The sequence below is a fragment of the Caballeronia sp. dw_276 genome, assembly GCF_018449635.1.
Taxonomy (GTDB): domain Bacteria; phylum Pseudomonadota; class Gammaproteobacteria; order Burkholderiales; family Burkholderiaceae; genus Caballeronia.
Window position 1 is genome coordinate 232106 of record NZ_JAAVUV010000008.1, and the last position, 25526, is coordinate 257631.

The following is a 25526-nucleotide window of genomic DNA, read 5'->3' on the forward strand; positions in this document are numbered from 1 at the left end:
CAGTTTCTTTTGGTTTCCTATAATCCGTGTGACCCGTTATCACCTGGAGTGATTAAATGCCAAACAAGATCGGCAAGTTGCGGTGGGGGATTGTTTCGATGCTGGTCGCTCCCATCACCTTCGTGATGACGCTGGATCGGGCGGCCATGACTATCGCGGCGCCTACCATTCAGAAGGAGCTGGGTCTGTCGCTGGTCGAAATGTCGGTAATCCTAACTGTATATTTCTGGGCTTATGCCCTGGGGCAGGTTCCTGCGGGACGAATGGCTGAGCGTCACGGTTCACGCAAGGTACTGGCCGGAACAAGCGCGCTCTGGTCGTTCATGATGATTCTGACGCCGCTAGGGGTGGGCTTCAACTGGCTCGTCGGTTGCCGCGCCTTGCTAGGCGGGGCCCAGTCGGCCGACTGGTCGAGCGGCGTGCTCGCGGTCAAACGATGGTTTCCAAAAAGTGAGCGCGCGAAGGGGAACTCATTTCTTCTCGGGGGCCTGTACCTTGGGCCGATCGTCTCGGCACCGCTTACCGCGTGGATGATCCTGCAGTTCGGCTGGCATTCCGTCTTCTACGTGTTCGGCGCCATCGGCATGTTGCTCGGCGTTGCATGGTGGTTTGGCTATCGCGATGTCCCGGCAAAGCATCCATTGATCAGCGCCGAGGAGGCCGCCTATATCGCGGCCGGACAAACAGAATCAGAGGTCGCGACGAAGGGCGTATTTCTGAAGTGCCTGAAGCATCCGCGTTTCTGGCTGTTCGGCATCCAATACTTCCTGCTGGTATTGATCCAGAGTTTCTACACGACCTGGTTGCCCACTTATCTGATGCGCGCACGGGGACTGTCGCTCAAGTCGATGGGGTTCGCGGCATCGCTGCCATGGATTGCAGTATTCGTCGCTGTGTTCGCAGCAGGCATCGTCTGCGACAAGATCCTGAAACGGAGTCAGTCGGTTTGGGCCGCCCGCGTCCCGGTCGCAATGGCGGGTTTTCTCGTCAGCGCGGTGACGCTGTGCCTCGCCTCGTTCGCCGTCAACATTGCAGCGGTTATTGGATTCCTGTGTCTGTCGTTTGCTGCGGTGGGATTCGTACAGGTAGTCGTATGGTCCGCCACGCAGGATCTGGGGCGCAGTTTCACCGGCGTGATGTCGGGCTGGACCAATCTGTGGGGCGCGGCGTCGAATGTAGCGGGGCCAATGAGCGTTGCGCTCATGGTCAAGCTGACCGGAAATTGGGCCAGCGCGCTGGTTGTCATTGCGCTGGCAGCGGGATTGGGGACCGTGCTCTGGTTGTTCGTCCATCCCGAGAAACCGTTGTTCGATACGCCATCGGCGGAGCTTGCGACGTCGGCAAATAAGGGGCTCCCGTCGGCCATCAGCGCTGAGGCTTCCGAAGAAGTTCCATCGTGATGATGGGCAACGCAGGGCGGCTCACAACCTCGGCCAGACGACTTCGAGCTCGAGTGCGATCGAACGAGCAAGCCCTTCAAGGTCGGGAAACAACGACGCGTTGGTGATATTCATTCTGTAAAGGGAACGCATTCCTTCGTCCCGGACGGACAAAGGAATGACGATCTTGTGGACCAGATCGGCATCGCTCGCGTAATGATCGAAGATCTTGTCGAGCGGTTCGTGCAGAAGGCCCGGCACCATGAACGTTCCCGCCTGCGCAATCAGGCGCCGGTCCATCTCGGTCGGCTCGCCGAACCAGATGATCGGGTTGGTATCGGGAAGAAAATACTTTTCGAAGTTTCCAGCCCGGCGTGGATCGATCATCTCACGCGTCAGGTCCGGCGCCGTTTTGGGGATCGCCCGGTCGGTATAGAGGGCCGGCGTATTCACCGCATAGACAGCAGATTCGCCAACGGCTCGTTCCAAAGCAAAGAACGCCGCTACATACGGAGACTTGGTGAAATCGAGCAAACGTGTTGGCGCGCCATGATGCTGCATCAATCCAAGACATCGAAGATCATCTGAGAGCACGCGTGCATCTGCAATGTATGTGTGTGCTTTGCGCCGGAAGATTCGAATCGCGCGCTGTTCCTGTACCCGCCAATTCGATGCGATGTGAACGAACGAGGACAGATAGCGCGCGAGTGAACTCTCCAACAACCAGTTGGCGTCTTGCTGGCCGCGAAATGCCCAGCCGTCGAGCGCGAGGCTCAGGTCGGTGAATTCTTGCCAGCTGGAGACCTTGGTCGTTTCCAATTTTGCCGATTCCTTTGAGTTGCAGTTCTTGGGTGGGTGGATTCAGGACCTATTGTAGATATCTAAGTTTGCGGAAAGCTGACTGGAGGGACTTAAATTTTGGTGGCGATTCGTTCAAGCCTAGCATGTAGGCACATAAATAATATTGATAATTTATATTATGTAAAATGAAATTGGTGAAAGAGCTCTTTTCCCTGCGAGTCAGGCCATAAGCTATTGCGGCAATCTACCGCCCGTTCTTGCGATCCCCCGAGCCGAAATAAGCATTCTCGCGCGCCCACACCAACACCTCGCTACGACTGTGAAGATCGAGCTTTGCGTAAATGGTCGCCACGTGATTGCGAACGGTGTTCAATGCCAGACTGAGGTGCTTGGCGATTTCTTTGTCGGCCTGACCTTCACATAGGGCGTCGAATACGTCGCGCTCCCGTGCAGTCAGGTCGTCGAGCCGACCTGTAGACGTTTCCGGCGCGTTGGCGCGCCGGACATTCGCCAGTTTCTCGATCAGCGTCTTACTGAACCAGGACGCGTCCTGCATGACCGCTTCGATGGCATCGACGAGTTCCATTTCCGATCGCTTCCGTTCGCTGATATCGAGCCACGCCATCAGCACGCAATCCTGCCGGTTGATGCTGACCGATTCCGCCGATACAAGGCAGCGAATCGTCTCGCCATTCTTCTTGCGCACGTCGAACTCGACGTTGCGAACCCCGGTACCTGTCTCGAGCAAACTCGCAAGCCGGCTGCGGACATCACCCATCCAGACATTGGCATCTGCGCCCGCCCGACCAATGATATCTTCGGCCGCGTAACCGGTCGTTGCAGTAAAGGCCTCGTTGAGATCGAGAATGACAAACTCGTCCGCGGTCACCACGGCACTCGGGACCGGCAGCATGCGAAACGCCTTCTGGAACCGTTCCTCGCTTTGACGCAGCGTGCTCTCTGCTTTCTTGCGCGGCTCCAGATCCATGAAGGTGAAGAGCATGCAATCTTCCTCACCGATATCGATCGGTTGTCCCGCCACCACGACCGGCTTGAAACCGCCGTCCGGAAGGCGGAGCTCCGCTTCCATCTGCGGGATCGTCGCGCCCTGACTCAGGCGTTCGATCGCGATGCCCCGCTTTTCGGCGTTCTCGAACACATCGAGTTCATACACTGATCGTCCGATGACATCTTCACGAACATACCCTGTCATTTCCAGGAACCCCTGATTCACCTTCATGTAGCGCTGATCGCTCAACCGGCAGATCACGGCAGGTGCGGGGTTTGCATTGAAAGTCTTCTCGAAGCGCTGTTCGGCGCTCGCCCATTCGGTCGCATCGTGAACGATCAGAGCGAGACAGTCCGGTTCGCCCTGACTGTTTGTCAGCACAAGACTGCGCACCCGATGCACCCAGTTGACCGAGTCGTCATCCGCAGGGAATACCTCGACCACGACGTCGCTGAAACATTCTCCCGCGATCACGCGTTCGATCGGATATTGCCCGCTTGAAAGAGTATGGTTGTTGCGATAGCGAAGCCGGAACCTTTCGCGATACTCCGCTACGTCTTTACCGAGGTCGCTGACATTTTCTACGCCATGCATGCCGAGCGCGGCCTCATTCGCCCACAAGATGCGTTGATCCGGCTCGATCAGGATGACGCCCTCGGTCAGCCCGGTAATGATCTGCTGGAGTTGACGCCTGTCCGTCTCGGTACGTAGCACGCGGTCGTTCATGATTGTTTTCTTCCTGGATAGCGATGCAGCTTTGTTGCCAGCATTGTCGTGAACTGCATAAGCAAATCGCGCCCTCGGCGCCGCACGCAAAAAAGATCGCGGCATCGAAGGCGCTGGCATACTCAATCACTCGCCATTACACCACGACTTCCTCACGCAACGGATTGCTGCGACGTCCCAGAAACCCGGCGAATCCGGAGACAAGCGCACCCAGAAGCAATATAACGACGCCCGCCCACGCGGCATGACTCACGCCGCTTGCTGCCGCCTCACCGGCTTGACGCGCCTTCTGCTCGGCCTGGATCTTGAGGCTTCGATACTTCTCGAGCGCCTGGTTGTAAGTCTGTTCGTAGTTATCCGCGATGGTCTGTGCCTCAGGCCGACTCTTGCCAGTGCGAGCCATGATGACGTTGACAAGCGCTTCCTTGTCCGCCGCGTCGAGCGCGGGGTACGCCTTCTGCTTCAACCGATCGAAAAAGCTGCTGAGATCATTGGCGGAGGCCTGCGGTGTCGCGGCAGCGCTTGCAGCGGTCGCAGTTCCTTCGCTCGCCGCGCCTTGAGCGGACGCTTTGAGATTGGACGGGTCGAGCGCCGGCTTGCCGGTCTGGCGCAACAGCGTCTCCAGTTGGCCCTGGACGTCGGTCATGTCTATATCAATGCCATTGCTCTTGAGCGCGCCCTTCACGCCGGACGCGATGCCCGGAGCCGCTGCGGCGACGCCCTGACCTGCCACCGACAGTCCCGCCCGAGCCACGCCGGATGCGGTCCCGATCGCGCCCCCCGCCAGACTTGACAGCATGTAGAGCGTGACCAGCGTGGTCATCGACCAGCACAGGACGCCGTGCAGCGCGCCGCGCCGTGGCGAAGACCGTCCCGCGAAAAAACCGCCGATTGCAAGCGACACGAGCGTGGACACGCCGACCCAGATTCCCGCGCCAGTGCCGAAGCCGGCAAGCGGATTGCGCTCGCCCATCGGGTCTAGCGCGCTTGCACCGATCGCTGTGCCCAATACGCCAAGGAACAGATAAGTCATCATGGCCAGCAACAAGCCGACGAACACAGCACCCCACGATACGCGCAACGCGTTTATCGGCTGGGGGTCAAGAGAAGCACTAATTCTATTCATGGATTACCTTCTTTTTACAGATCAGGGAGCACCCGAGTCGGGTCCCATGCGACGCCTCTGTCGGGCGGCCTAGCGCCTCGTCCACAGGGCACCTGCGATAAAACTTACGGCCGCGACCAGCGCCAACGACGCAACTGGATTGCTCTTGGTCGCGCCACGCACCGTGTCGAGCGCTTCGCCGTACGTTTGCTGGGCCATGCCGGCAGCTTGACGAGCACGACCCTCAAGCTGCGTCCCGTTATCGCCGGTAGCGCTGCCGAGCGTGGCCTGGGCCTTGCCAACGGCTTCTTTGACCGATCCTTGTGCTTTTTCAAACATACAGTACCTCATTGGTAATTTAATTCGGATAGCGAATCATCGATGATTTTCGATGGCCCTTTGTTCAACGACAATCATGTGCCGGCAGTCAGTCTTTGCCGGTTAATTTATCGCCGATGTCTTTCGCCTTCTCCTGTGTTTTCCCCACGCCTTCCTGCACTTTTCCCGCGGTTTTTTCAGCAGCTCCCTCGACTTCCAGTGACGTGTTGCCCGTCACCTTGCCCAGTGCTTCCTTCACCGAGCCTTTGACCTGCTTCAGCGTTCCATCGACCGTATTCTTGTTCATGTCACTGCTCCTTAAGCTGGATATAGATGGTAGATATGGACACGGGCAATGTGGCACCGTGCAGACCAAAGTGTAGGTTCAGCAAGTGAAGCGGCGCCAGATACAAACGCGCTAGACGAAATAGTGCGTTTGCGTACCGCAAGCGCCTTTATCTGCCGTTGCGCGAGCAACAGGCTCACGCCAGGGATAGGAAATTCAGTCGGAAAGATGGGTGAATCAATTGCAGTGCAGTTTCACGGTCACAGCCGGACGCGCACATGAAGCTCGTTGCCACAGCGTAATGGAATGCCACTTAGAACTTCATTACGAGAGCCATGCCACCCACCATGAGCACGGCGCCAAGCGCCCTTAGCCAGCTTAGAGGATGGTCCGGCACGCCGATTAGACCAAAGTGATCAATAACAATCGACGCGATCAAATTCGCACAGATGGTCAGCCCATTGATTGCTCCAACACCGACCTTTTGGACCAGCGTCAGGCCCGCAAAAACAGCCACTGCACCCACAATACCGCCCAACGGGGCCCACCATTTCATCTCCTTGAGGTCACCCAGCGTCGGCAGTGGAGTCGGCTGTATCCAGAACAGCGCTATGGCGAGGAACGTAACCAGCATGAACGACACCGCCGATGCCAGCCATGGGTTGACCAATGAGGCCTTTAATACGCCGTTGATTGGTGCGCCAGCGGCCTGCAGCACACCACCTAAAATAATGAAAGGATAAATCCATGCATTGCTCATCGGTCGCCTCCAGATTGTCAGAGTAATATGCGTGCGCCCAACGCCAAGATTAGCGCCGGGATCATCACTACCGTGCCCACTTGCAGGAACTTCCAGAATCCGACGTCTTCGCCCTCACGCCGGATGGCGTTCAACCAGAGGATGGTTGCCAGCGACCCCGTAATCGACAGATTGGGTCCGAGATCCACCCCGATCAGCAACGCATCAATGACCCGCTCAGGGCTGTGCGCCTGGATCACAGTCGCACTGGAAATCAAGCCCGCTGGGAGATTGTTCATCAGATTGGATGCGACCGCGATCACGCCACCCGACAATCCAGCACTCATTGATTCGTTGTGCTGCGTAGCAGACTGGAGCATTTGTGCAAGGTGAGCGATAACGCCTGTGTGCTGCAACACCTCGACCAAGACGAACAAACCTGCGACCAAAGGCAATACGCTCCAGGACACGTCTTTCACCAGAGCCCAGGGTGATTTACGCTCCTGGATCAGCACGATTGCAGCAGTGGCAGCACCAAGAATCGCGGTCGGCAAGCCAAGCTGCATGTCGAACGCCGAGACAACGAGTAGAACGATCGCGGTCACGGCGATTCCGCCCAGCGCGATCCGTCCGCTGGATGACAACGGTACGTTGTCCAGGCCAGACTTGCACTCGCCTCGCAAATCGAGGCGCTGGGCCCAGCGAAGCATGAAATAGGTCGCGGTAATGGACAGTACCGAAGGCACGATGAAACGGCCCATCCACAGAGACAGCGCCGGCGTATGGTTGCCGTACAAAACCAGATTGGCTGGATTCGAAATTGGCAAAACAAAGCTTGCCGCGTTCGCAATGAATGCGCATACGAACAACAAAGGCAAGGGCTTCGTATCGGCTTTCTTCGCAGCCGCGAAAACCGCTGGAGTCAGCACAACCGCTGCGGCATCGTTGGACAGGAATGTCGTAACGGCCACGCCTACCAAGTAAACCAGCAAAAACAAGCGTGCGGGCGACCCCTTCGCATGATTGACTGCAAGTACCGCGACCCAATCGAACAAGCCCTCGCGGCGCCCCACTTCGGAAAGCAACATCATGCCAAACAGAAAGAAATAAACGTCTGCGCCCTTGGCGACCGCATGCAGAGCTTGCGTCACAGGCAACAAATCCAGCGCGACAATGAGCAACGCGCCGGTCACCGCCCAGATAGCCTCGGGCCATTTGAATGGGCGTGTAATGACGCCGGCCGTGGCCATGGCGGCGATGCCCCACGAAAGGAAGGTTGGGTTCACGTCGAGTGATTCTCAAAAAGGAAAAGAATGCGGGACAGCCAATCCAGCGCTGTATGTCAAGCGCTCGAAGCTGCGGGTTCGCCTTTGATCAATGGGCTTGCCGAAGTGCGGCATGCATGACGAAGACTGGCGCCGAATCCCAGCCACAAAGCGATTGACCCGGTGGACACAGCGCCTAGAACGAGGAATGCGGCTGAATATCCAAACGTATGGGCAAGCAGTCCGCCCAACAATGGACTAAGCGCAGCGCCTGCAGCCTGGCACGTCATGACAACCCCCTGCCCAACATTGACGCGACCTGTGCCATCAAGGAGACGAACAACGAGCGCCGGCACCGCGACGCTTTGCAAGCCAGCGCCAATGCCATCGAGTGCCTGCACAGGCCATACTCCCCACGCGTGAAGCACGCTGGCGGCAATAGCGCCGCGCAATGGCAATGCCAGGAATGTGATCAAGATCACCCACCAATACCCGCGCCACTTGATCAGCCGGCTTGCCATCATCGATACGATAACCATCACAAGCTGTGCGACGATAATCGTCTGCGCGGTAAAGGCGCTGGGATCGCCCTGCTTCGCAGCCACGATCGCAAGTCCGTAGAGCGGCAGCATTGCGGCATTGCCAAGATGAAACATTGCCAACGCAGCAGCCAGTACCAAAAGCGGCTTGGACTGCAGCAGGGTGCGAAAGCCGCTTACTTCGCTGTTCCCGCTTCCGCTTGCCTCCTTGCTTGCGCTTTCGAGACCGCGCGCGTGGTCGTGATCGATAGCCTCTGCGGGAATCAGCAGCACCGTGAAAACGGAAACCACGCCGAATATCGCACTGAGGGCAAATACGGCGCCGAACCCATAACGCCAACCCAGCCAGCCGGAGATTGCCGCAGCGGCCACGTTGCCCGCGTGGTTGGCAACCTGATTGCGGCCAAATTGCCGGTCGAAGCCGCGCTGCCTCACAATTCCCAGCGTGATGCCGGCAATTGCGGGACCAAGGGCGGCGCCCGTCACTGCAGTGGCAACCTGCGATGCGGCGACCATCCAGAATCCGTGCGCAAACCAGAGAAGCAGGGATGCCAGCACAGTCATCACGCCAGCCACGATGATCACCGCGCGTTTGTGCCGGGTTGCATCCACGAGGGCGCCGGCCGGTGAAGTGGCGAGCATTCCCGCGATGCCGCCAATGGTCATCACGGTGCCAATCAGATCGGTGCCCCAGCCCCGCGCCTGGAGGAATACGCCGAGAAACGGACCAATCCCTGCTTGAACGTCGGCCATGAAGAAATTCAGGGCCTCGAGCGGGCGTGTCGCCTTCTCAGCGGGCAGCACGGCTACGTCAGCGGCCGGCTTCACCAGGCACGACCATTTTTGTTCGGGCCGAGCTGCGAGCCGAGCAAGCCGTGATCGACCCATTCTCCAACCGCGTGTGCATCAGTGCCGGGCGGGGCGTCGGCGAACGCGCGATTACGGGCGCCCTGTGGCGTAAGCACCTCGATCGAATCTGATGCTTCGTTGCCGCGCGCATCAAACGCTGTGACCTTTATTTGGTAGCGATCCACATTCGGAGGCTGCGGCAATTCTGCATGCCAAACCGCGCGCTCACCGGGCACTTGTTGCATGGTTGCGCGCTGCTCACCAACAGAAACAATGACCTCACCTATTTGCTGACCAAACACTTTGGCTCGCACAATGCAATTGCCGACCGGCACTTGTCTTGCGTCAGTGGGCTCAGTCACAAGCCTCCCGTCTGCTGGCGTCGTGATCATGACCAGCGGCCACGCAGCAGATACGGGCTGAAACCGCCAACTGACCACGCTACCATCTACGGTGACGATTGCCACGCCTGCTCGCCCGTCGTCTTCTTCAATCTGCCCGGTTGAGCGCGTCGCGGCGTAGATAACCGATCCGTCGTTGAGCAATTCGTTGTAGTGCGTGTGGCCGGTATCGACCACAAGCACGCCGGCCGATGCAAACAGGTGTGCCAGCGCCTCGCCACCCTCAGCAAGATCGCCCGGGTAAGCGTGCATGAAGACGACCGGCCGCTCTGTGTCGTTCACGCAATCTGCCAGTTGCGCTGCGATCCATTCGGTCTGTGTCGTGCCCAAGCGGAAATCGGGACCGCCACTACCAGCGGACACGATGTCCAGAAACAAGCAGCGGTGTCCGTTCACCGTGATTTGCTTCGGTAATGCATCAGCTCCCAGCTCGCGATGAAATGTCTCGAGCGAACCGGGTTCGAAGTCGTGATCGCCCGGGATCGCAGTTGTAGGCAATCGAAGCGCGTTCAAAGCTGATCGGATCTTGGCGTACTGCTCGGGTTTGCCATTGTTGGCGTTGTCGCCAGGGAGATAGGCAAACTCCACTGCATGTGCGACGTTCGTGTTGACCGCATCGACCAATTGTCTTAACTGGCTGACACTCCCGTAGCCGTCATCGTGCGTGACATGCAGGTCTCCAAAATGTACCCAACTCAGCATGCTAGGTCTCGCTCGCATGTAGCCGGCAACCCGGCGATGGCATGGCATAGAGCAAGTCGTATGCCGTGCTGGCGAGCCTTATAGATTCGAATGTGGGTTGGGCTTCAGGCGTTGCAAGTGTCTAGCCGATAGACACCGTACGTCCAAAAAATGGACATCGTCTCGTCCTGCTCTTCCTGCCGACAGCCGTTGCATTCCAGAACAATCCCTAAGCGCGCGAGGCTGCCATTGAACCGGCATTCTCCACAAGATTGCGAGTCGCCGCCGTGCGCGCATGTTGGAATGCGGCGACATCGCGCGACATAATTCCTGGATAGCGTGCACAGCCAGTTCCTCCCATACTCACGTTTGCGTGCTACGGCACACGTCTCTCCCGACAACTTCGGCACGGCTGTGCCAAACAAACCGCCATGCAAACTTCATTAAAATATCTCGTTCGCAACGCTAAGCATTTTGCCGCCACAGCACTCGTGACAGGGTCGCTACTTATGGGTGGCTGCGCCTCGGCCGCCACCGGCGCCATGCAAACCTACACCGCGCCGCACGTTCAAGCGGACGTCATCTATGTCTATTCGTTCGACGCCACTTTCAGCCAGGTGAAAACGGATAGCGGGCTGGCACAGGAAGGCAAAACGCTGATCAGCGGCGAATCGTTTGCGCAAAAACAAAATCAGACCGCAACCGATACACGTGAACAGGTCGCCGACGAAATCGTGCGCGAGCTCCAATCGATGGGATTGCGTGCAGTACGCATAGATGGCGCTGCACCGCCCAACCAGAACGCATTAATCGTGGAAGGCAACTTTCAAACCATCGACGAAGGCAAGCGCCGCCGCCGCATCATGATCGGTCTTGGCGCGGGCAAAAGCGAGGTGAGTGCGTCGATCCAGATCCTGTACAAGTCCGCCGATGGCAAACTCATGCCGCTTCAAAGGTTCACCGTCGAAACCGATAGCGGGCACATGCCAGGTGTTGCTGAAACAGCGGGTGTTGGCGCGGTGGCCGGCAATGTTGCAACGGCTGCCGCGATGGGCGGCTCCCTGCATGGCGTGTCCGAGGCGAAGCGCAACGGCGTCGCCGGTGACGCGAAAAAGCTGGGCGATTCGATCGCGAAGCAGGTCGCGGCAGCAAGTGTCGCGAACGGATGGATGTTGAGTGAACGGACCGATTGATCTCAGCAGCGTTTGTCCGCGGACGAACGCATCGGCACTGAATGAACGGTCAGATGGCCTGGCTATTCATCAGCGCACGGACGTGCACGGTCGTGCCTGCAGCCAACGCTTCAAGGCTATAACCGCCCTCGAGGATCGAGACGATGCGCCCTTCGCACGCGGTATCCGCGATACGCACCAACTCTCTGGTGATCCATTCGAAATCGCTGTCTTCGAGGTTCAGCCCCGCAAGCGGGTCGAGCCGATGTGCATCGAAGCCCGCCGAAATGATGATCAACTGAGGGTCGAACTCGCGTATTGCCGGCAACATGCCGGATTCGACGCGCGCCCTGAACAACTCGGAACCGCAGCCACGTGGCAACGGAACGTTGACGATGTTGTGAGCCACGCCTGTTTCCGATGCAGCACCCGTCCCCGGATATAACGGCGACTGGTGACTCGACGCGTAAAACAATTCCGGCCGGTTGAAAAACGCGGCTTGTGTACCGTTGCCATGATGTACATCGAAATCGACAACCGCGACGCGTTCAAGCTGGAACGTTTCCAGCGCGTAAGCCGCGGCTATAGCGGCCTGGTTGAAGATGCAAAAGCCCATCGCCCGCGCTGGTTCCGCATGATGTCCGCACGGCCGCGTGGCGCAAAATGCGGTGCGCGCGTCCCCGTTCATCACGGCATCGACGCCCGCGCAAGCTGCGCCAACACAGCGCATCACGGCTTCCCACGATCCCGGTGACATGACCGTATCGCCACCATCGAGCGGCACGTAGCCATGGTTTGGAGCAATCTCGGCGATCTCATCGACGAACGCCGGATCGTGGATCAACTGCACTTGCTCGATCGTGCCGAGCGGCGCATCGCGCCATTCAAGCGACGCGAACTGAGGCGATCGCAACGCGCTCAGCACGGTTTCCAGACGTTCAGGTGACTCCGGATGATGCGGTCCGGGGCGATGTTCGAGACAGGAGGGATGCGAAAGAATGATCGTGTTTTGCATTGCAAATGGACGCCTTTGGGATTGCAGCAACTAAAACAAGCAAGCTTAAGGCCGTCCGCTGCTTCACGATAATCAGACATTGTTTAACGGATCATAGGTCTTTGCTTATGCATGACCGAAAGCGTCATTCCTTCGCCATCTCAGCGGTCTTAGTTTCGGGCGCCGGGTCGTTCAAACCGCTTGCTGCGATTGGCATGGACGCCATGTTCGAAGGCGATGCATCTGCGTCCGCGAGCTTAGGGCCGCCGCCACGATAGCTCGCGACCCAGACGACCGCAGCGACCGCCAGGCCGACCAGTATTGGCACGATCACCACGCCGCGGGTCTTTTGTCTCATCGCTTTCTCCGGCGGATTGACGCACATCCTATGCGCCAAAATAGTTGATCACCAGCCGCCGGGCGCCCCATTGCGACTCCGAGATCCTGATTTCATCGATACGTCTTGCACGAACATCGCTTAGCAACCGGTCCATTCCCTCCACCGAATCACAACGATACGAGTCCGTCGCTACGTGAACCTCGGTTCCGGAACCCCTCACAAAGTCGGCGCGTATCTGGACGAGCTGAGACATGACCGAACGCATGCCGGTTACGAAAATATACGGCTTATCCATCGGATAAAACGGGTCCTGCGGCGCCTTTAAACTCTAACAAACAATTCGTCACGCCGCAGGCCGCGAATCCTGCGCCGGCACAGTGTTGACGTCTGCGCGCAAACCATGCGCCGTCAGCAAGCGATACAGCGTCACCCGCGAAATGCCGAGCTCCTGTGCAGCATCGCCGAGACGTCCGCGATGACGCAAAAGGGCCAGTTCAATCGCCTGCCGTTCCGCCGACTCGCGCGCCTGTGCGAGCGACACGGGCGCAACTTCCACATAATCGGCGAGTTCGAGATCGCTCGCGCTGATCTGCTGCCCTTCCGACATCACGATCGCGCGGCGAATCCGGTTGATCAGCTCGCGCACGTTGCCGGGCCATCCATAGTTATGAATTGCGGCGATCGCATCGGGCGCGAAGCCGCGCAATTTCCGGCTTGCTTCCTTCTTGAAGCGGTCGAGCATGTGCTTTGCCAGCAACTCGATGTCCTTGCCGCGTGCGCGCAACGGCGGTTCATCGAGTTGCAGCACGCACAGACGGTGATACAAGTCGGCACGAAAGCGCCCTTCGATCATCGCCGTCTGCATGTCGACGTGCGTGGCCGAAATGATGCGTACGTCCACGGGCGTTGATCCGTGGCCGCCCAGCCTTTCGACTTTGCGTTCCTGCAGGAAACGCAGCAGGCTTGCCTGGCTTTCGAGCGGCAGGTCGCCGATTTCGTCGAGGAAAAGCGTGCCGCCGTTCGCTGCTTCCACCCGGCCGATCTTGCGTTGATTCGCACCTGTGAAAGCGCCGCGCTCATAGCCAAACAGCTCCGATTGCAACAGATGTGCTGGGATCGCGCCGCAATTGATCGCGACAAACGGCTGATCTCGCCGCGTCGACCGTTCGTGAATGGCGACCGCAGTCAGTTCCTTGCCCGTACCCGATTCACCCGAAATGAAAACGGGCGCATCGGTCATTGCGACCTTGCGGATCGAGCGGAACAAGCTGAGCATTGCCTCGCAGGATCCGACCATCTCGCCTTCGGGATGGCCGTCGCGCGCATCAATCGATGTGTTTATCTGCAACGCGACCATGCCAAACGCATGGCCGACGGCATCGACCACGCGGTCATCCGATGTTGGCAGCGTGATGTAGTCGAAGCAATAGTCGCGGATCAGGCCACGCACGGTAGCGTCCTCGAGGTCCTCACGATGGCCAAGCGCGACCCAGCCCGTAAGCGAGCTCGCCAGAAGTTCGTGCAGGTAACGCAGGTCCGCGGGAAACTCGAGCGACGAGAAATCAAGGATTCCCGCTGAGAGTTGCCTCTGCCCCGTCTTCGGCACCGTGCCCGGTTCGAGTACTTCGACTTTCCACGAACGCTCTTTCAGGCGCGCCCGCAATGGCGGGTGCAGCGACCGTCCCACATAGTAAAGCGACCTTTTTTCCCCGTGCATGGTTTTCTCTCATTGCTTTATTTGTATGATGAAGTATGCACGTTGCGCGGCGCTCCGAATATCCGGGGCAAACGTTAAACAGATTTTGATTGTTTAGATCAATTTAGAAACTTGATATAGACAGTTGAGGCATGTATTGCCGTTGTTGCCGGATTTACCAGCCAGAACAGGAAAAATGTGCGGAATGGCTAACCTGCCCATTCCGCCACCTGCCCTTCAATTTAATTAAGCCGCTTGAACTGGCCGTCGTCCGCATACCAGTCCACGGTAACCCCGCTAGTGTTGACCGTTACTGCGCGCGGCTCGCTGAACTGATCAAACGATTCGATCCCGGTTTCGCGCCCTACCCCGCTATTCTTGAAACCGCCCCATGGCGAGGCCGGGTCCAGCCGGTGATGATCGTTGATCCAGACCATTCCGAACACCAGCTTGCTTGCCACGCGATGCGCACGCGCCACATCAAGTGTCCACACGGATGCCGCAAGACCGAACTGCGTATCGTTGGCAATGCGCAGCGCGTCCGCTTCGTCCTTGAAGGGCATGATCACGGTCACCGGGCCAAATACCTCGCCCTGACCGAGTTCCGATTTCGGGTCGACATCGTAGAACGCGGTGGGTTGCAGATAGAAACCTTCGCTGAGATGTTCGGGAATGCCGCCGCCTGCAAGCAGCTTCGCGCCGTCCGCAATGCCGCGTTCCAGCATGCCTAGAATTCGCTCACGCGAACGCCCGGAAATCACCGGCCCCAGTTGCGTGCTCAGATCGGCGGGGTTACCCACGCGAATTGCCTCGACTTTCGCGCGGAACTTCTCCAGGAATTTTTCGTAGATGGTCTCCTGCACCAGCAATCGCGCGCCGCAAACGCAGGTCTGCCCCGCCCCGATAAAAGCGGCGAATGCCGCGCCGTTCACCGCGCGATCGATGTCCATGTCGTCGAACAGGATCACCGCACCCTTGCCGCCCAGTTCGAGCGTCGTCAGCGCGAAGGTCTGCGCGGCGGCTTCGCCAATGGAGCGCCCTACTTCTGTGCCGCCCGTGAACACGACTTTGGCGATCAACGGATGACGCGCGAGCGCTGCGCCCGCATCCTTGCCCTCGCCGTTGATCACGTTCACAACGCCGTCGGGGACGCCGGCCTGCTGCAACAACGCAACGAGGCGCACTGTTGTGAGCGGTGTCTGTTCCGATGCCTTGATCACCACGCTGTTGCCGGTCGCGAGCGCAGGCGCCAGGCTTTTTGACAAGATCATCAGCGGATGATTGAACGATGTCATCAACGCGCAAACGCCGAGCGGCACGCGCTGCGTATAGCAAAGATACGGCCCTTCGATAGGAATCACGTCGCTGCGCCGCGTGAGCGCAAGCGCGGCGAAGTATCGGTAAAACTGCGGCAAGCGCGAGATTTGCGCGCGCGTTTCCACGATTGGCCGGCCGTTGTTGAGCGTTTCCAGCTTGTAGAAGTTTTCGAGGTCGGCTTCGAACAGGTCGGCGAAACGGTTCAGCACGCGCGCTCGTTGCTGGAACGGCATGTCGCGCCACACGCCGCTTTCGAACGCGTCGTGCGCGCATTGCACTGCGCGGTCCACATCTTCTGCCGATGCCTTCGCCAATGCGCCGATCGCGGCGCCATCGGCCGGGTTGATGATGTCCATGGTCTCGCCCGAAGCGGCATCCACGAACTTCCCGTCTATAAACAACTGCGCGTTCAGAAACTGCTTGTTCACTGCATCCATCTTGCTTTCTCCGTTTACTTGAGCGGGGACACCCGCGTATCGGCGCCGACATCGAGACGCGCGGGAGCGTCCGTCGGCTGAATATCTTCCAGGCGCTGGCCGGTTGGCTCGACGCCAAGCCATGCCACCACCACAATCTGAATTGCCAGCAAACCGATCATCAATGCAAGTACGCCTATCACGCCATAGTGTCCAAACAGCGCAACAACGATAAACGGTGTGACGATCGTCGCGCCGCGGCCAAGCGTGTTGCAAATACCCGATGCACGCAGGCGCACTTCAGTTGGGAATAGCTCGGGCACGTAGATCGCGAACAGCAAGGCGACGAGTACATAGATAGGGATCACGAGCAGCAAGCCGACGACCGGCAACATGACCGGGTTGCTTACGAACGGATAGATCGCGCCAAAGATGATCGCGAGGAACGAAGCACCAATGATGGTTGGCTTGCGGCCCCATCTGTCCGCAGTCAATGCGCCAATGCCCGACCCGATCGGCGCGCCGATCGACATCACGAGCGCGTACCCGAACGACTTCGCAATGCTGAAACCCTGATGCACGAAGAACGTCGGCAGCCACGTCACGAAGCCGTACAGCAAGGTATTGATCACCACCAGAGTCACGCATCCGACGATCATGCGCGGCAACATCGAGCCGGTGAAAAGTGAACCCAGTGCACGCGACGGAGCAATGGAAGGCTTGGGCGATGGCGCCGGCAACTTGTCGCCGTGTTCGGCTTTCACCTCTGCTTCAATCTTCGAAAGAATTGCTTCGGCATCCTGATGGCGTCCAACCGACTCCAGCCAGCGAGGCGATTCCGGCAACGATTTACGCGCATACCACACGCCGATGGCGCCGATTCCGCCGAGCACGAACATCGCGCGCCAGCCCATCGCGGGGATCAGCACGAGCCCGATCAGTCCCGCCACCGGCAATCCGGAAACGACGAACACGGCCATCAGCCCCTGCATCTTGCCGCGCGATGCCGGCGGTGCGAATTCGGTCAACGTCGAATAGCCAACGACGTTTTCTGCACCGAGTCCGAGACCCATCACGAATCGAAATGCGATCAGCACCATCATGTTGGGCGCGAGCGCGGCGCCTAGCGACGCAATGCCGAAGACCATCAAGTTGGTTTGATAGGTAAAGCGCCGGCCGAAACGATCGCCGAGAAAGCCCGTTGCCAGCGAGCCGATCATCATGCCGAGAAACGTCAGTGAGACAAACAGCGCGTTCTGCCCGAGCGTCGAAAAGCCGCTTTGCAGCGTGGCGCCGAGGACCGTCGAGGCTACATAGATATCAAAGCCATCGAAGAACATGCCGATCCCGATGAGCCACATGATGCGCTTGTGAAAGCCCGAGACCGGCAGCCGGTCCAGGCGCGCGCCTGCATTCACATTCATTTTCGTCTCCTGCAAACCTTCGAGGGTTTGTCGTCGTGCATGACCGGTTACTTCGATGCCATCAGTCGCAACGCGGATACCGTCAGCGTTTCCGTCGCGCACCGGAAGTTGTGTTCGAGCGAGCTTTCCTCGGCGTTCTGGAAGAAGGACTTGCATTGGCGCGCACCGGTTTCGTCGAGCGCGATGATCCGGTCAATGAGCGCGTCGGTGTCCGCCTGCAGCGCGTCGGGGGTGGAGATGCGCGTCACGAGACCGGCGTTCAACGCGGCATCGGGCGTGATTGCATCGCCGAAAAGAACCATCGGGAACACTTGTTTGGGAAGCGCGTAGCGGCCGAGATAAGCCATGATCGCGGCAGGCGGCAAGCCCTTGCGCATCTCCGGGAAGGCGAGCCTTGCATGGCTTGCAACCAAGGTGAAGTCGCAAAGGATTGCAAGACCAAAGCCGAAGCCGAATGCATCGCCCTGCACTTCAGCGATAGAAATCATCGGCGATGCCCGCAACAATCGCTTGAGTTCAATCAGCCGCGTTACTTCGCGATGGATGGACACCGCGTCGGTCCCGGCGCGCTCGCGTCCCGTGCAAAACACATCGCCACGCGCGCGGACTCGCAACACCCGCGCGGTGGGCACGGTCGCCTCGCTGCGCAAAGCGGCGATCATGGCGTCGAACATGGGCGCGGTGATTTCATTGCCGGCCGCGGCATTGTTAAGCGTAAAGGTCAAAACTTCGCCCGATCTGTCGATCACGACCGGGTCTGGCAAGCGCGCGTGGTCCAAGCAGCCTCCTGTTGTATAATTACGTGTATAATCTGTATACAGCGTATTCACTGAACAACGGAAAGTCAATGGCTCCTGCAATGAAACCTGCTCAAGCGGACATTCCCGCCGATTCGCCCGGAGTGGCGCTTGAGGTAATTGGCCGCAAATATCACTCGAAGATGCGCACGATCGAGACGTCCAGCGACTCTCTCAGCGACGGCGTGGTTGTGCCCGCGTTGCGCGAAGCGATTGTGGAAGGCGTGCTGGCGCCGGGAAGCCGGCTTTCGGAGGTGCAAGTCGCGAAGCAGTTGAACGTCAGCCGCACGCCCATGCGCGAGGCGTTTGCGCAGCTCGAACGCGAGGGTCTGGTAACGGTCGTCGCACGTGTCGGGGCGTTCGTGCGCTCGGTGACGCTGCGGGACGTGGCGGAGATCTATACAGTGCGCACGGCGCTCGAATGCCTCGCCGTCCAGCTTTGCGCGGAAAACATCACGACGCTCGGGCGTGCCCAACTGGAAGACGTGATCGGCGAGATGCGCGCGAACGTGGCCGCCGATGACCCCGCAGCCTATGTGGATGCGCTCGACCGTTTTTATTCGATCGTGATGACGCTCGCCGATAACCGCACGCTTCAGGCGACGCACGCGAGCCTGATGGGACCCGTGCGCCGCCTGCGGCGCATTGCGATGGCGCGTGGCGGACGTATGCGTGCATCGTTTGAACAAGCGGTGAAGATCAAGGACGCGATCGCCACTGGCGACGAACGCGTGCAAGACCTGATGCGCGAACAACTGCGCGGTGCGTGCGAAGCGGCGACAGCCGTGCTCAAAGAGACCGAGGGTGGTTCATAGGCTGCGAGTCGCGCTCTTTCAAGCTACGGAATAGCCCGCATCGGCGAGCAGCGCATGGCCTGAAACATACGACGCATCCTCCGATGCCAGGAACGCCACGACAGTCGCCATTTCCTCCGCGTTGCCGAAACGCCCTGCAGGCGTGCTTGCGGCAAACGCATGCTGAGCTTCGACTGACGGCCAGATGCCACGATGATGAAACGGCGTCTCGATCAATCCTGGGCACAACGCATTCACACGAACGCCACGCTTGAACCACTCGATGGACGCAGTCTTGGTCATGCCGACCACTGCATGCTTGCTGGCTATATACAGTCCCGCATTCTCGAAGCCGATCACCCCGCCCATCGATGCATTGTTGATGATGCTCCCGTGGCCCTGCTTGAGCATGACCTCCGCTTCATATTTCATGCTGTTGAACACGCCGCGCACGTTCGGTTCAAACACCATGTCAAAGCGTTCCTTGTTCTGTTCGACAAGTGGTGCGAAGACGCCTTCGGTGCCGGCGTTGTTGAACGCGATGTCCAGTTTTCCGTAGGATTCGACGGCAAATTCCACCATGCCGGCAATGTCTTCCTCGCGGGTTACATCGACGAGGATTGCCTTCGCTTCTCCGCCCGCTTCTGCTATTTCCGCGACGAGTTCGTCCAGCTCATCACGACGGCGCGCACCGACGATGAGCTTCGCGCCACGTTGCGCCAGCACTATTGCCGCGGCCCTGCCGATGCCTGAACTCGCTCCCGTCACCAGCGCGACCTTGCCTTCCAGTTGACGTCCGCTAGCGGTATTGACTGCGCTCATGTTGCTCTCCGATCAAAATTGTTTGGGTGCCGCGGTGCATATCGGGCCTACTCGATTAGCCTGGAAACACATCGCATGAAGGGCAGTATCGGCGGCTTGAGAGCGAAAGAGAACGGCCTGCGGGGGATTTCACAGTTCCCTCCGCGGGAATAATGTATTGTGTCCGTGCTGTCGATAACTCGAGGGAATGTCATGGAAAACCAGCTCGACCTCATTCGCATTTTCTCTGCCACAGCCGCATCGGCAAGCTTTCGTGAAGCTGCCGTCCGTCTTGGAACATCGCCCCAGGTTGTCACCCGCGCCATTCAAAAACTCGAGAAACAACTGGGCGAAACGCTTTTTCATCGCAGTACGCGCAGCATGCGCATCACCACGTTCGGAAAGACGTTCGCGGTCCGCGCGACTGCGGCCATGCAATCGGTCGACAATCTTTTCGACGTGAATTCACGGGCCGCTGACACAATTGCGGGCACGGTCAGGGTGACGGCGCCGAGCGGTTTAGGCAGACGATACGTTGCGCCAATCCTCATGGACGTCATGCGCGATCACCCAGGGCTGGTCATCGACATGCGGCTCTCGGACACGCTCGCATCCGTGGTCGATGAGCAGATTGATATCGGCGTTCGTTCAGGTTTTATTACTGATGGACGATTCATTGCGCGGCGCGTCGGCGCTTTGCCGATCTACACGGTGGCGTCGCCGAAGTTGCTGGCGACCACGGGCGTGCCGAAGAACATCGACGCCCTGCTTGCCATGCCGCTCACGGCGCTCATCGAACGCAGTACGGGACGCGCATGGCCATGGGTCTTCAAGCACAACCGGCAACTCGTGCCGGAACTGCCTGCATTGATTACGGACGATATCGAATTCGAGGTCCTCGGCTGCATCGACGGAAAAGGCGTGAGTCAGTGTCCGGAATATGCCGTGCGGGACGCTATCGCGGAAAAACGCCTTGTGCGGGTGCTCCGGCGCAGCGATCCGGACCCATGGAATTTATATGTGTACCGGCCGCAGCGTGGGCCGGTTCCAAAACGTATCCGCATTGTCTTCGACACGTTGATCAAGGCGCTGGCGACAACGGCGTGCGTGGCCTGAGGATTGCGTCAACGTGTGAAGCAAGTATTCAATCTCCTTTGAAAACACCACACCTTCTCTTTACGCCCGGAACAGACAGATGACATCGAGCCCTGCACCAACGCCGGCAATGAACGACTTACTCCACTCCATCTGGGAGTCTCTGCATGCAGGCGCCGGCGCTGGCCGATCGCCATTCAGCGTTTTGCAGGCCGCGACTGTCGGCGTTGATGGAAATCCCAAAGTGCGGACCATCATCTTGCGGGACGTGAACGAAAGCCTCGCGCGTCTTTCATTCCACACCGATATCCGTTCCGACAAAGTGCGCGAACTACGCGGGCGCCCGGCTATATCGATGCACGGTTACGACGCTGAGCGACTCGTGCAAATTCGCCTGGAAGGCGTCGCGTCTTTTATGACGGATGAAGCCGAAAAACTGGCCGTGTGGAAGTCGAGCCGGCCGCGTACATTGATTCTGTATCGCTCGCCGATCGCATCAGGAAGCGTTATCGAGGACCCCGCACAAGCTCAAGCACCGGATGCCGCGGACCCCATGTCCGGCTATGAGAACTTCTGCCTAGTGCATGTTTCGGTGCAGCGCATCGACTATCTCGATCTGTCCAGCGAGCCGCACCATAGAGCGCAATTTCAACTGCGCGACAAAGGGGCTTTTGAAGGTCACTGGGTCGCGCCATAGAACGCTTATACCGCCGCAGGCACCGGCGCATTCGCCGCGATCAAGCCTTCCTGCCTGAGCAGAGCCCACAGCTCAGCCGGAATTGGCGCGTGCATCAGCGCGATATTCTCGCTGATACGTTCCGGCCGGCTTGCGCCCGGAATGATTCCGGCTACCGCAGGATGCGCCAGCGAAAATTGCAGCGCGACCGACTTGATATCGACATTGAAGCGCTCGCAGATCCGCTTGATATGTTGCACACGCTCGATCATCGCGGCCGGCGCCTTTTGGTATTCGAAGTGATCGCCGCCCGCAAGCAGCCCAGAGTTATAGGGACCGCCCACCACAATGCCGAGACCACGCGCCTCACATGCCGGCATCAGTTTCGATAATGCCGCTTCATGGTCGAGCAATGTGTATCGGCCGGCGATGAGAAAACCATCCGGATCAGCGCGTTCCATCGCGAGCTCGCATGGCTCGACACGATTCACGCCCAATCCCCACGCCTTGATCACGCCTTCCTCGCGCAGCCGGGTAAGCGCTTTGGCCGCGCCCTTCATGGCGGTATCGAAGACGGACGTCCAGTTGTCGCCGTGAAAGTCCTGCGCCGGATCGTGGATCCACACATAGTCCAGGCGATCGGTTTTCAGACGACGCAAACTGTCGTCGATAGAACGCAGCGTGCCGTCCTCGCTGTAGTCGTAGACGATCTTGTTCGGCAAGCCGTGCTCGAACAAACCGCCTTTCTCCCCGAGGTCGCGCTCGTTCGGTGTTTCGATTTCATCGAGGATCAAACGGCCGACCTTCGTTCCAAGCACGTATTCACTGCGCGGATGAGACTTCAGCGCTTCACCCAGACGAATCTCGGCCAGACCTGCGCCATAGAGCGGCGCGCCATCGAAATAACGAATGCCCGACTGCCATGCAGCCTCGACCGTGTCCAGTGCTTCCTGTTCCGGAATCTCGCGGAACATGTTGCCAAGCGGCGCAGTGCCGAAGCCGATACGATTTGGAATGGTGATGCGCATGATGCGACTCCTTATAGGCCGATGAAAGGAAACATCGATTCGAAGGTCACCAGTGTCCGTGCTTTGCTGTTTTTCGGAAACCCCGCGAAGGGCAGAAGACTCTTGAGCATGAGTCAAGAATCGCCCTTCGCGGTTGAGCTGCTGACTTGTTACTGACTCGCTACCGTCTACTTACGCGACGCGGTTCCCTTCCAGGTAGGTCGCGCGCGGAATGGGCAAACGGTCGGACATCGCGACTCGCACAAAGTCTGCTCTTAGACCGACCGCGATGGCGCCACGGTCCGTCAGGCCCGCCGCGTTGGCCGGCGCGTACGATACCGTGCGCATGGCTTGCGGCAGAGACCAGCCGGCCTTTTCGACGAGATCGAAGGTCGCGCTCAGCAAGCTCGACGGCACATAGTCCGACGACAAGATGTCGAGCAACCCCGCCTTCGCCATCTCCAGCGCGGAGACATTGCCCGAGTGCGACCCGCCGCGCACGATATTCGGCGCCCCCATGATCGTGGCGATGCCGCGTTCGCGCGCCGCTTGCGCCGCAACGAGCGTGGTCGGGAATTCGGCGAGCACGATGCCGTCTTCCGCTGCTTCGAGCACGTGTTCTATCGATGTATCGTCGTGACTCGCGAGCGGCAGGCCGAGTGCCTTGCACCGCGCGACAATCTCCGTGCGATGAAGCCGCGCGTAACGTTGCTGGTCGTTGGTCAGTTCGTTGAGCATGGTGCTTGCGTGCTCGTCGGTCCACTTGCCATGCCGCTCCTGATACTTGCGCCATTGCACCGGGTCATGCCATTGACGTTGTCCTGGCGTATGGTCCATCACCGAAACGAGCCGCAGCAGCCGATGCGAAACGAGATTTTCGAAAACCTCGAGCACGTCGGCGGCCGCGATTTCGCAGCGCAAATGCAAGAAGTGATCGACGCGCAGCAATCCCTGCCCTGCCAGGCGTTCAATCGAGCGCGCGTTGTTGGTCTGCAGTTCCTTGCCGCGCACGCCAACTCCGCCACGCGAGCCGATGCCCAGCGCATCGAAGACTGTCGTGATACCTGCGCTTGCAACTTGTGCGTCATGCACCACGATCGCGGCATCTGAATTCCACAGTACGCCGGGGCGCGGCGCGATATGTTTCTCGATGTTGTCCGTATGCAATTCCACGAGACCGGGCAAGAGATATTCGCCGCCCCAGTCTTCGGCATTGCTGACTGAAGTCGTGCCGGGCGCGACCTCCGCAATGCGTCCGTCGGCGACGCGCACAACGCCTGTGAACTCTTCTTCGCGAGTGACGATTCGCGCGTTCTTGATCAGCATGTCTGCAAGTTTTCCGTAGTCGTGGCCGCCTGCCCGGCGGGAGCATTGAGTTGAATCAGACGGGTCGCGACGCGTTCGCGCGTGTCCTCGTCATGGAAAATTCCTACGATCGCCGCGCCCCGCTCGCGCGCTTCGACTATGAGATCGGCAACCACTTGCCGGTTCTCCGCGTCGAGCGATGCGGTTGGTTCGTCGAGCAGCAAAAGCGGCTGTCCGGCAATCAGCCCGCGGGCGATGTTGATACGTTGTTGCTCGCCGCCCGAAAACGTGGCCGGCGCGAGTGTCCATAAACGGCGCGCCACATTTAAGCGTTCCAGCAGGACGCCGGCCCGTTCGCGCGCTTCGTCTTCATTCATGCCGCGAGATACGAGCGGCTCGCTGACAAGATCGATCGATGAAACTCGCGGGATCGCGCGCAAAAACTGGCTGACGTAGCCCATGGTCGTGCGGCGCAGGCGAATTACGTCGTGCGGTTCGGCGTCCGAGAGCGATAGAACACCGGATGCACAGCTCTCATCGCGAATCGTAACCGTGCCGCGTGTCAGCAGATAGTTGCCGTACATGCAGCGCAGCAAGGTGCTCTTGCCGACACCGGAAGGTCCAGACAACACCACACATTCGCCGCGGTCCACATCGAGCGATACACCACCGAGCGCTGCAATACTTACGCCGCCTTGCTGATGCAGCGTGAAGGTCTTCTCGACGCCGCGCGCACGCAGCATCAACGTTTTGTGTTCGGCGAAGACGACATCATCGGCAAGTTCTTTGAAGCTGTTTGCATTCATTCTAGACTCTCAAACGGGCAGCACGGACGCAACCAGCGTCTGCGTATAGGGATGTTGAGGATCGTCCAGCACCTGGTCGGTCAGCCCGCTTTCCACCACGCGACCGTCTTTCATCACCATCAGCCGATGCGCGAGCAGACGCGCCACGCCAATATCGTGCGTCACGATCAGCGCTGCGAGATGAAGTTTCCCCGTCAACGTACGAAGCAGATCCAGCAATCGCGCCTGCACCGATACGTCGAGACCCGCCGTCGGTTCATCCATGAACACGAGACGCGGTTTGGTGACCAGGTTGCGCGCAATTTGCAGCCGCTGCTGCATGCCGCCTGAAAACGCGGACGGCAATTCGTCGATGCGCGCGGCATCCAGTTCAACCTGGCTCATCCAGTCGGACGCTGTCTCGCGAAGCTTGCCGTAATGACGCGCGCCGTTCGCCATCAAAGGCTCGCCGATGTTCGCTCCCGCCGATACACCGTGACGCAAGCCATCGCGTGCATTCTGATGCACGAAGCCCCAGTCGGTGCGAGCAAGCATGCGGCGGCGCGGCATGGGCAGCGTAAGCAGATCCAGCACTTCGTGTTCTGCCGTGCGATACGTCAACGCGCCATCGTCCGATGCCGTGCGCAATGCAAGCGCGTTAAGCAAGGTCGATTTGCCCGAGCCCGATTCACCGACAATGCACAACACCTCGCCGGGATAAATATCGATGTCCACATCCGCGCAACCGCCGCGTCCGTTGTACCGTTTGGTGAGTCCCCGTGCGCTGAGCAGCGGAGCCAAGGATGAAT

Annotated in this window: 26 protein-coding genes; 5 read left to right on the top strand and 21 right to left on the bottom strand. The window is 59.0% G+C overall.

The genetic code is table 11. The features are described from left to right. Nucleotides 1–56: 56 nt before the first annotated feature. Nucleotides 57–1400, top strand: coding sequence for an MFS transporter (locus HB633_RS18860; RefSeq protein ID WP_213779695.1), 1344 nt, complete (start codon nt 57–59; stop codon nt 1398–1400). 21 nt (nt 1401–1421) lie between these two features. Here HB633_RS18860 and HB633_RS18865 read toward each other — a convergent pair whose 3' ends face one another. The 9 genes from HB633_RS18865 to HB633_RS18905 all read right to left on the bottom strand — a co-directional run bounded on the left by HB633_RS18865 (nt 1422) and on the right by HB633_RS18905 (nt 10167). Next, nucleotides 1422–2198, bottom strand: coding sequence for an FRG domain-containing protein (locus tag HB633_RS18865; protein WP_213779696.1), 777 nt, complete (start codon nt 2196–2198; stop codon nt 1422–1424). A 226-nt stretch (nt 2199–2424) separates the two neighbouring features. Next, the gene (locus HB633_RS18870; protein WP_213779697.1) at nt 2425–3915 is read right to left on the bottom strand and encodes a helix-turn-helix transcriptional regulator; all 1491 of its coding nucleotides are present in this window, start codon (nt 3913–3915) and stop codon (nt 2425–2427) included. 136 nt (nt 3916–4051) lie between these two features. Continuing rightward, on the bottom strand, nt 4052–5041 hold the full coding sequence (locus HB633_RS18875) for a hypothetical protein (RefSeq protein WP_213779698.1): 990 nt from the start codon (nt 5039–5041) through the stop codon (nt 4052–4054). A 69-nt stretch (nt 5042–5110) separates the two neighbouring features. Beyond that, on the bottom strand, nt 5111–5359 hold the full coding sequence (locus tag HB633_RS18880) for a CsbD family protein (protein ID WP_213779699.1): 249 nt from the start codon (nt 5357–5359) through the stop codon (nt 5111–5113). Nucleotides 5360–5447: 88 nt separating this feature from the next. Beyond that, the gene (locus HB633_RS18885; RefSeq protein WP_213779700.1) at nt 5448–5645 is read right to left on the bottom strand and encodes a CsbD family protein; all 198 of its coding nucleotides are present in this window, start codon (nt 5643–5645) and stop codon (nt 5448–5450) included. 292 nt (nt 5646–5937) lie between these two features. Continuing rightward, entirely contained in the window at nt 5938–6384 is a 447-nt protein-coding gene (locus HB633_RS18890) for a DMT family transporter (protein WP_213779701.1), read from the bottom strand. Between the two features lie 17 nt (nt 6385–6401). Further along, the gene (locus tag HB633_RS18895) at nt 6402–7649 is read right to left on the bottom strand and encodes an SLC13 family permease (protein ID WP_213779702.1); all 1248 of its coding nucleotides are present in this window, start codon (nt 7647–7649) and stop codon (nt 6402–6404) included. Nucleotides 7650–7705: 56 nt separating this feature from the next. Continuing rightward, nucleotides 7706–8968, bottom strand: coding sequence for an MFS transporter (locus tag HB633_RS18900; protein WP_255581014.1), 1263 nt, complete (start codon nt 8966–8968; stop codon nt 7706–7708). A 23-nt stretch (nt 8969–8991) separates the two neighbouring features. Then, nucleotides 8992–10167 carry a metallophosphoesterase gene (locus HB633_RS18905; protein ID WP_346730337.1) on the bottom strand — a complete coding sequence of 392 codons (1176 nt, stop codon included), beginning with the start codon at nt 10165–10167 and terminating at the stop codon, nt 8992–8994. 473 nt (nt 10168–10640) lie between these two features. Between HB633_RS18905 and HB633_RS18910 the strand changes: the two genes are divergently transcribed. Beyond that, nucleotides 10641–11291 carry a DUF4410 domain-containing protein gene (locus HB633_RS18910; RefSeq protein ID WP_346730338.1) on the top strand — a complete coding sequence of 217 codons (651 nt, stop codon included), beginning with the start codon at nt 10641–10643 and terminating at the stop codon, nt 11289–11291. A 49-nt stretch (nt 11292–11340) separates the two neighbouring features. Here the strand turns inward: HB633_RS18910 and HB633_RS18915 are convergent, their stop codons facing one another. The 7 genes from HB633_RS18915 to HB633_RS18945 form a co-directional block, all read right to left on the bottom strand. Continuing rightward, complete coding sequence (locus tag HB633_RS18915) at nt 11341–12285, bottom strand: histone deacetylase family protein (protein WP_213779705.1); 945 nt, start codon at nt 12283–12285, stop codon at nt 11341–11343. Between the two features lie 124 nt (nt 12286–12409). Further along, on the bottom strand, nt 12410–12622 hold the full coding sequence (locus HB633_RS18920; RefSeq protein ID WP_213779706.1) for a hypothetical protein: 213 nt from the start codon (nt 12620–12622) through the stop codon (nt 12410–12412). Between the two features lie 28 nt (nt 12623–12650). Beyond that, a complete protein-coding gene (locus HB633_RS18925) occupies nt 12651–12857 on the bottom strand; it encodes a hypothetical protein (protein ID WP_213779707.1) in 207 nt (68 codons plus the stop codon). A gap of 90 nt (nt 12858–12947) precedes the next feature. Then, nucleotides 12948–14321, bottom strand: coding sequence for a sigma-54 dependent transcriptional regulator (locus HB633_RS18930; RefSeq protein WP_213779708.1), 1374 nt, complete (start codon nt 14319–14321; stop codon nt 12948–12950). A gap of 221 nt (nt 14322–14542) precedes the next feature. Further along, nucleotides 14543–16054 carry an aldehyde dehydrogenase gene (locus HB633_RS18935; protein WP_213779709.1) on the bottom strand — a complete coding sequence of 504 codons (1512 nt, stop codon included), beginning with the start codon at nt 16052–16054 and terminating at the stop codon, nt 14543–14545. Between the two features lie 14 nt (nt 16055–16068). After that, nucleotides 16069–17457 carry an MFS transporter gene (locus HB633_RS18940; protein ID WP_213779710.1) on the bottom strand — a complete coding sequence of 463 codons (1389 nt, stop codon included), beginning with the start codon at nt 17455–17457 and terminating at the stop codon, nt 16069–16071. Nucleotides 17458–17504: 47 nt separating this feature from the next. Next, entirely contained in the window at nt 17505–18236 is a 732-nt protein-coding gene (locus HB633_RS18945) for an enoyl-CoA hydratase/isomerase family protein (protein WP_213779711.1), read from the bottom strand. 80 nt (nt 18237–18316) lie between these two features. Here HB633_RS18945 and HB633_RS18950 point away from each other — a divergent pair, with 80 nt between their 5' ends. After that, complete coding sequence (locus tag HB633_RS18950) at nt 18317–19069, top strand: GntR family transcriptional regulator (protein ID WP_255581005.1); 753 nt, start codon at nt 18317–18319, stop codon at nt 19067–19069. 18 nt (nt 19070–19087) lie between these two features. Here the strand turns inward: HB633_RS18950 and HB633_RS18955 are convergent, their stop codons facing one another. Next, nucleotides 19088–19870: a glucose 1-dehydrogenase gene (locus HB633_RS18955; RefSeq protein WP_213779713.1), complete on the bottom strand. Its 783-nt coding sequence runs from the start codon at nt 19868–19870 to the stop codon at nt 19088–19090. 192 nt (nt 19871–20062) lie between these two features. Here HB633_RS18955 and HB633_RS18960 point away from each other — a divergent pair, with 192 nt between their 5' ends. After that, the gene (locus HB633_RS18960; RefSeq protein WP_213779714.1) at nt 20063–20965 is read left to right on the top strand and encodes a LysR family transcriptional regulator; all 903 of its coding nucleotides are present in this window, start codon (nt 20063–20065) and stop codon (nt 20963–20965) included. Between the two features lie 109 nt (nt 20966–21074). Then, a complete protein-coding gene (locus tag HB633_RS18965) occupies nt 21075–21641 on the top strand; it encodes a pyridoxamine 5'-phosphate oxidase family protein (RefSeq protein WP_213779715.1) in 567 nt (188 codons plus the stop codon). Between the two features lie 5 nt (nt 21642–21646). Here the strand turns inward: HB633_RS18965 and HB633_RS18970 are convergent, their stop codons facing one another. The 4 genes from HB633_RS18970 to phnK form a co-directional block, all read right to left on the bottom strand. Then, a complete protein-coding gene (locus tag HB633_RS18970) occupies nt 21647–22648 on the bottom strand; it encodes an aldo/keto reductase (RefSeq protein ID WP_213779716.1) in 1002 nt (333 codons plus the stop codon). A gap of 171 nt (nt 22649–22819) precedes the next feature. Next, complete coding sequence (locus HB633_RS18975) at nt 22820–23953, bottom strand: alpha-D-ribose 1-methylphosphonate 5-triphosphate diphosphatase (protein WP_213779717.1); 1134 nt, start codon at nt 23951–23953, stop codon at nt 22820–22822. Further along, nucleotides 23947–24738, bottom strand: a complete 792-nt coding sequence (gene phnL / locus HB633_RS18980) for a phosphonate C-P lyase system protein PhnL (RefSeq protein WP_213779718.1) — start codon at nt 24736–24738, stop codon at nt 23947–23949. The genes HB633_RS18975 and phnL overlap by 7 nt, the downstream gene beginning before the upstream one ends. Before the next feature lie 9 nt (nt 24739–24747). After that, complete coding sequence (gene phnK, locus HB633_RS18985; RefSeq protein WP_213779794.1) at nt 24748–25518, bottom strand: phosphonate C-P lyase system protein PhnK; 771 nt, start codon at nt 25516–25518, stop codon at nt 24748–24750. Between the last annotated feature and the right edge of the window lie 8 nt (nt 25519–25526).

Bases quoted from the DNA above. Each gene is read 5' to 3' on its own strand.
- HB633_RS18890 (WP_213779701.1), bottom strand. From the start codon at position 6,384: ATGAGCAATGCATGGATTTATCCTTTCATTATTTTAGGTGGTGTGCTG.
- HB633_RS18885 (WP_213779700.1), bottom strand. From the start codon at position 5,645: ATGAACAAGAATACGGTCGATGGAACGCTGAAGCAGGTCAAAGGCTCG.
- HB633_RS18965 (WP_213779715.1), top strand. From the start codon at position 21,075: ATGAACGACTTACTCCACTCCATCTGGGAGTCTCTGCATGCAGGCGCC.
- HB633_RS18975 (WP_213779717.1), bottom strand. From the start codon at position 23,953: ATGCTGATCAAGAACGCGCGAATCGTCACTCGCGAAGAAGAGTTCACA.
- HB633_RS18940 (WP_213779710.1), bottom strand. From the start codon at position 17,457: ATGAATGTGAATGCAGGCGCGCGCCTGGACCGGCTGCCGGTCTCGGGC.
- HB633_RS18870 (WP_213779697.1), bottom strand. From the start codon at position 3,915: ATGAACGACCGCGTGCTACGTACCGAGACGGACAGGCGTCAACTCCAG.
- HB633_RS18955 (WP_213779713.1), bottom strand. From the start codon at position 19,870: ATGAGCGCAGTCAATACCGCTAGCGGACGTCAACTGGAAGGCAAGGTC.
- HB633_RS18970 (WP_213779716.1), bottom strand. From the start codon at position 22,648: ATGCGCATCACCATTCCAAATCGTATCGGCTTCGGCACTGCGCCGCTT.
- HB633_RS18860 (WP_213779695.1), top strand. From the start codon at position 57: ATGCCAAACAAGATCGGCAAGTTGCGGTGGGGGATTGTTTCGATGCTG.
- HB633_RS18935 (WP_213779709.1), bottom strand. From the start codon at position 16,054: ATGGATGCAGTGAACAAGCAGTTTCTGAACGCGCAGTTGTTTATAGAC.
- HB633_RS18880 (WP_213779699.1), bottom strand. From the start codon at position 5,359: ATGTTTGAAAAAGCACAAGGATCGGTCAAAGAAGCCGTTGGCAAGGCC.
- HB633_RS18960 (WP_213779714.1), top strand. From the start codon at position 20,063: ATGGAAAACCAGCTCGACCTCATTCGCATTTTCTCTGCCACAGCCGCA.
- HB633_RS18875 (WP_213779698.1), bottom strand. From the start codon at position 5,041: ATGAATAGAATTAGTGCTTCTCTTGACCCCCAGCCGATAAACGCGTTG.
- phnL (WP_213779718.1), bottom strand. From the start codon at position 24,738: ATGAATGCAAACAGCTTCAAAGAACTTGCCGATGATGTCGTCTTCGCC.
- HB633_RS18915 (WP_213779705.1), bottom strand. From the start codon at position 12,285: ATGCAAAACACGATCATTCTTTCGCATCCCTCCTGTCTCGAACATCGC.
- HB633_RS18905 (WP_346730337.1), bottom strand. From the start codon at position 10,167: ATGCCATGCCATCGCCGGGTTGCCGGCTACATGCGAGCGAGACCTAGC.
- HB633_RS18920 (WP_213779706.1), bottom strand. From the start codon at position 12,622: ATGAGACAAAAGACCCGCGGCGTGGTGATCGTGCCAATACTGGTCGGC.
- HB633_RS18910 (WP_346730338.1), top strand. From the start codon at position 10,641: ATGCAAACCTACACCGCGCCGCACGTTCAAGCGGACGTCATCTATGTC.
- HB633_RS18950 (WP_255581005.1), top strand. From the start codon at position 18,317: ATGAAACCTGCTCAAGCGGACATTCCCGCCGATTCGCCCGGAGTGGCG.
- HB633_RS18930 (WP_213779708.1), bottom strand. From the start codon at position 14,321: ATGCACGGGGAAAAAAGGTCGCTTTACTATGTGGGACGGTCGCTGCAC.
- HB633_RS18925 (WP_213779707.1), bottom strand. From the start codon at position 12,857: ATGTCTCAGCTCGTCCAGATACGCGCCGACTTTGTGAGGGGTTCCGGA.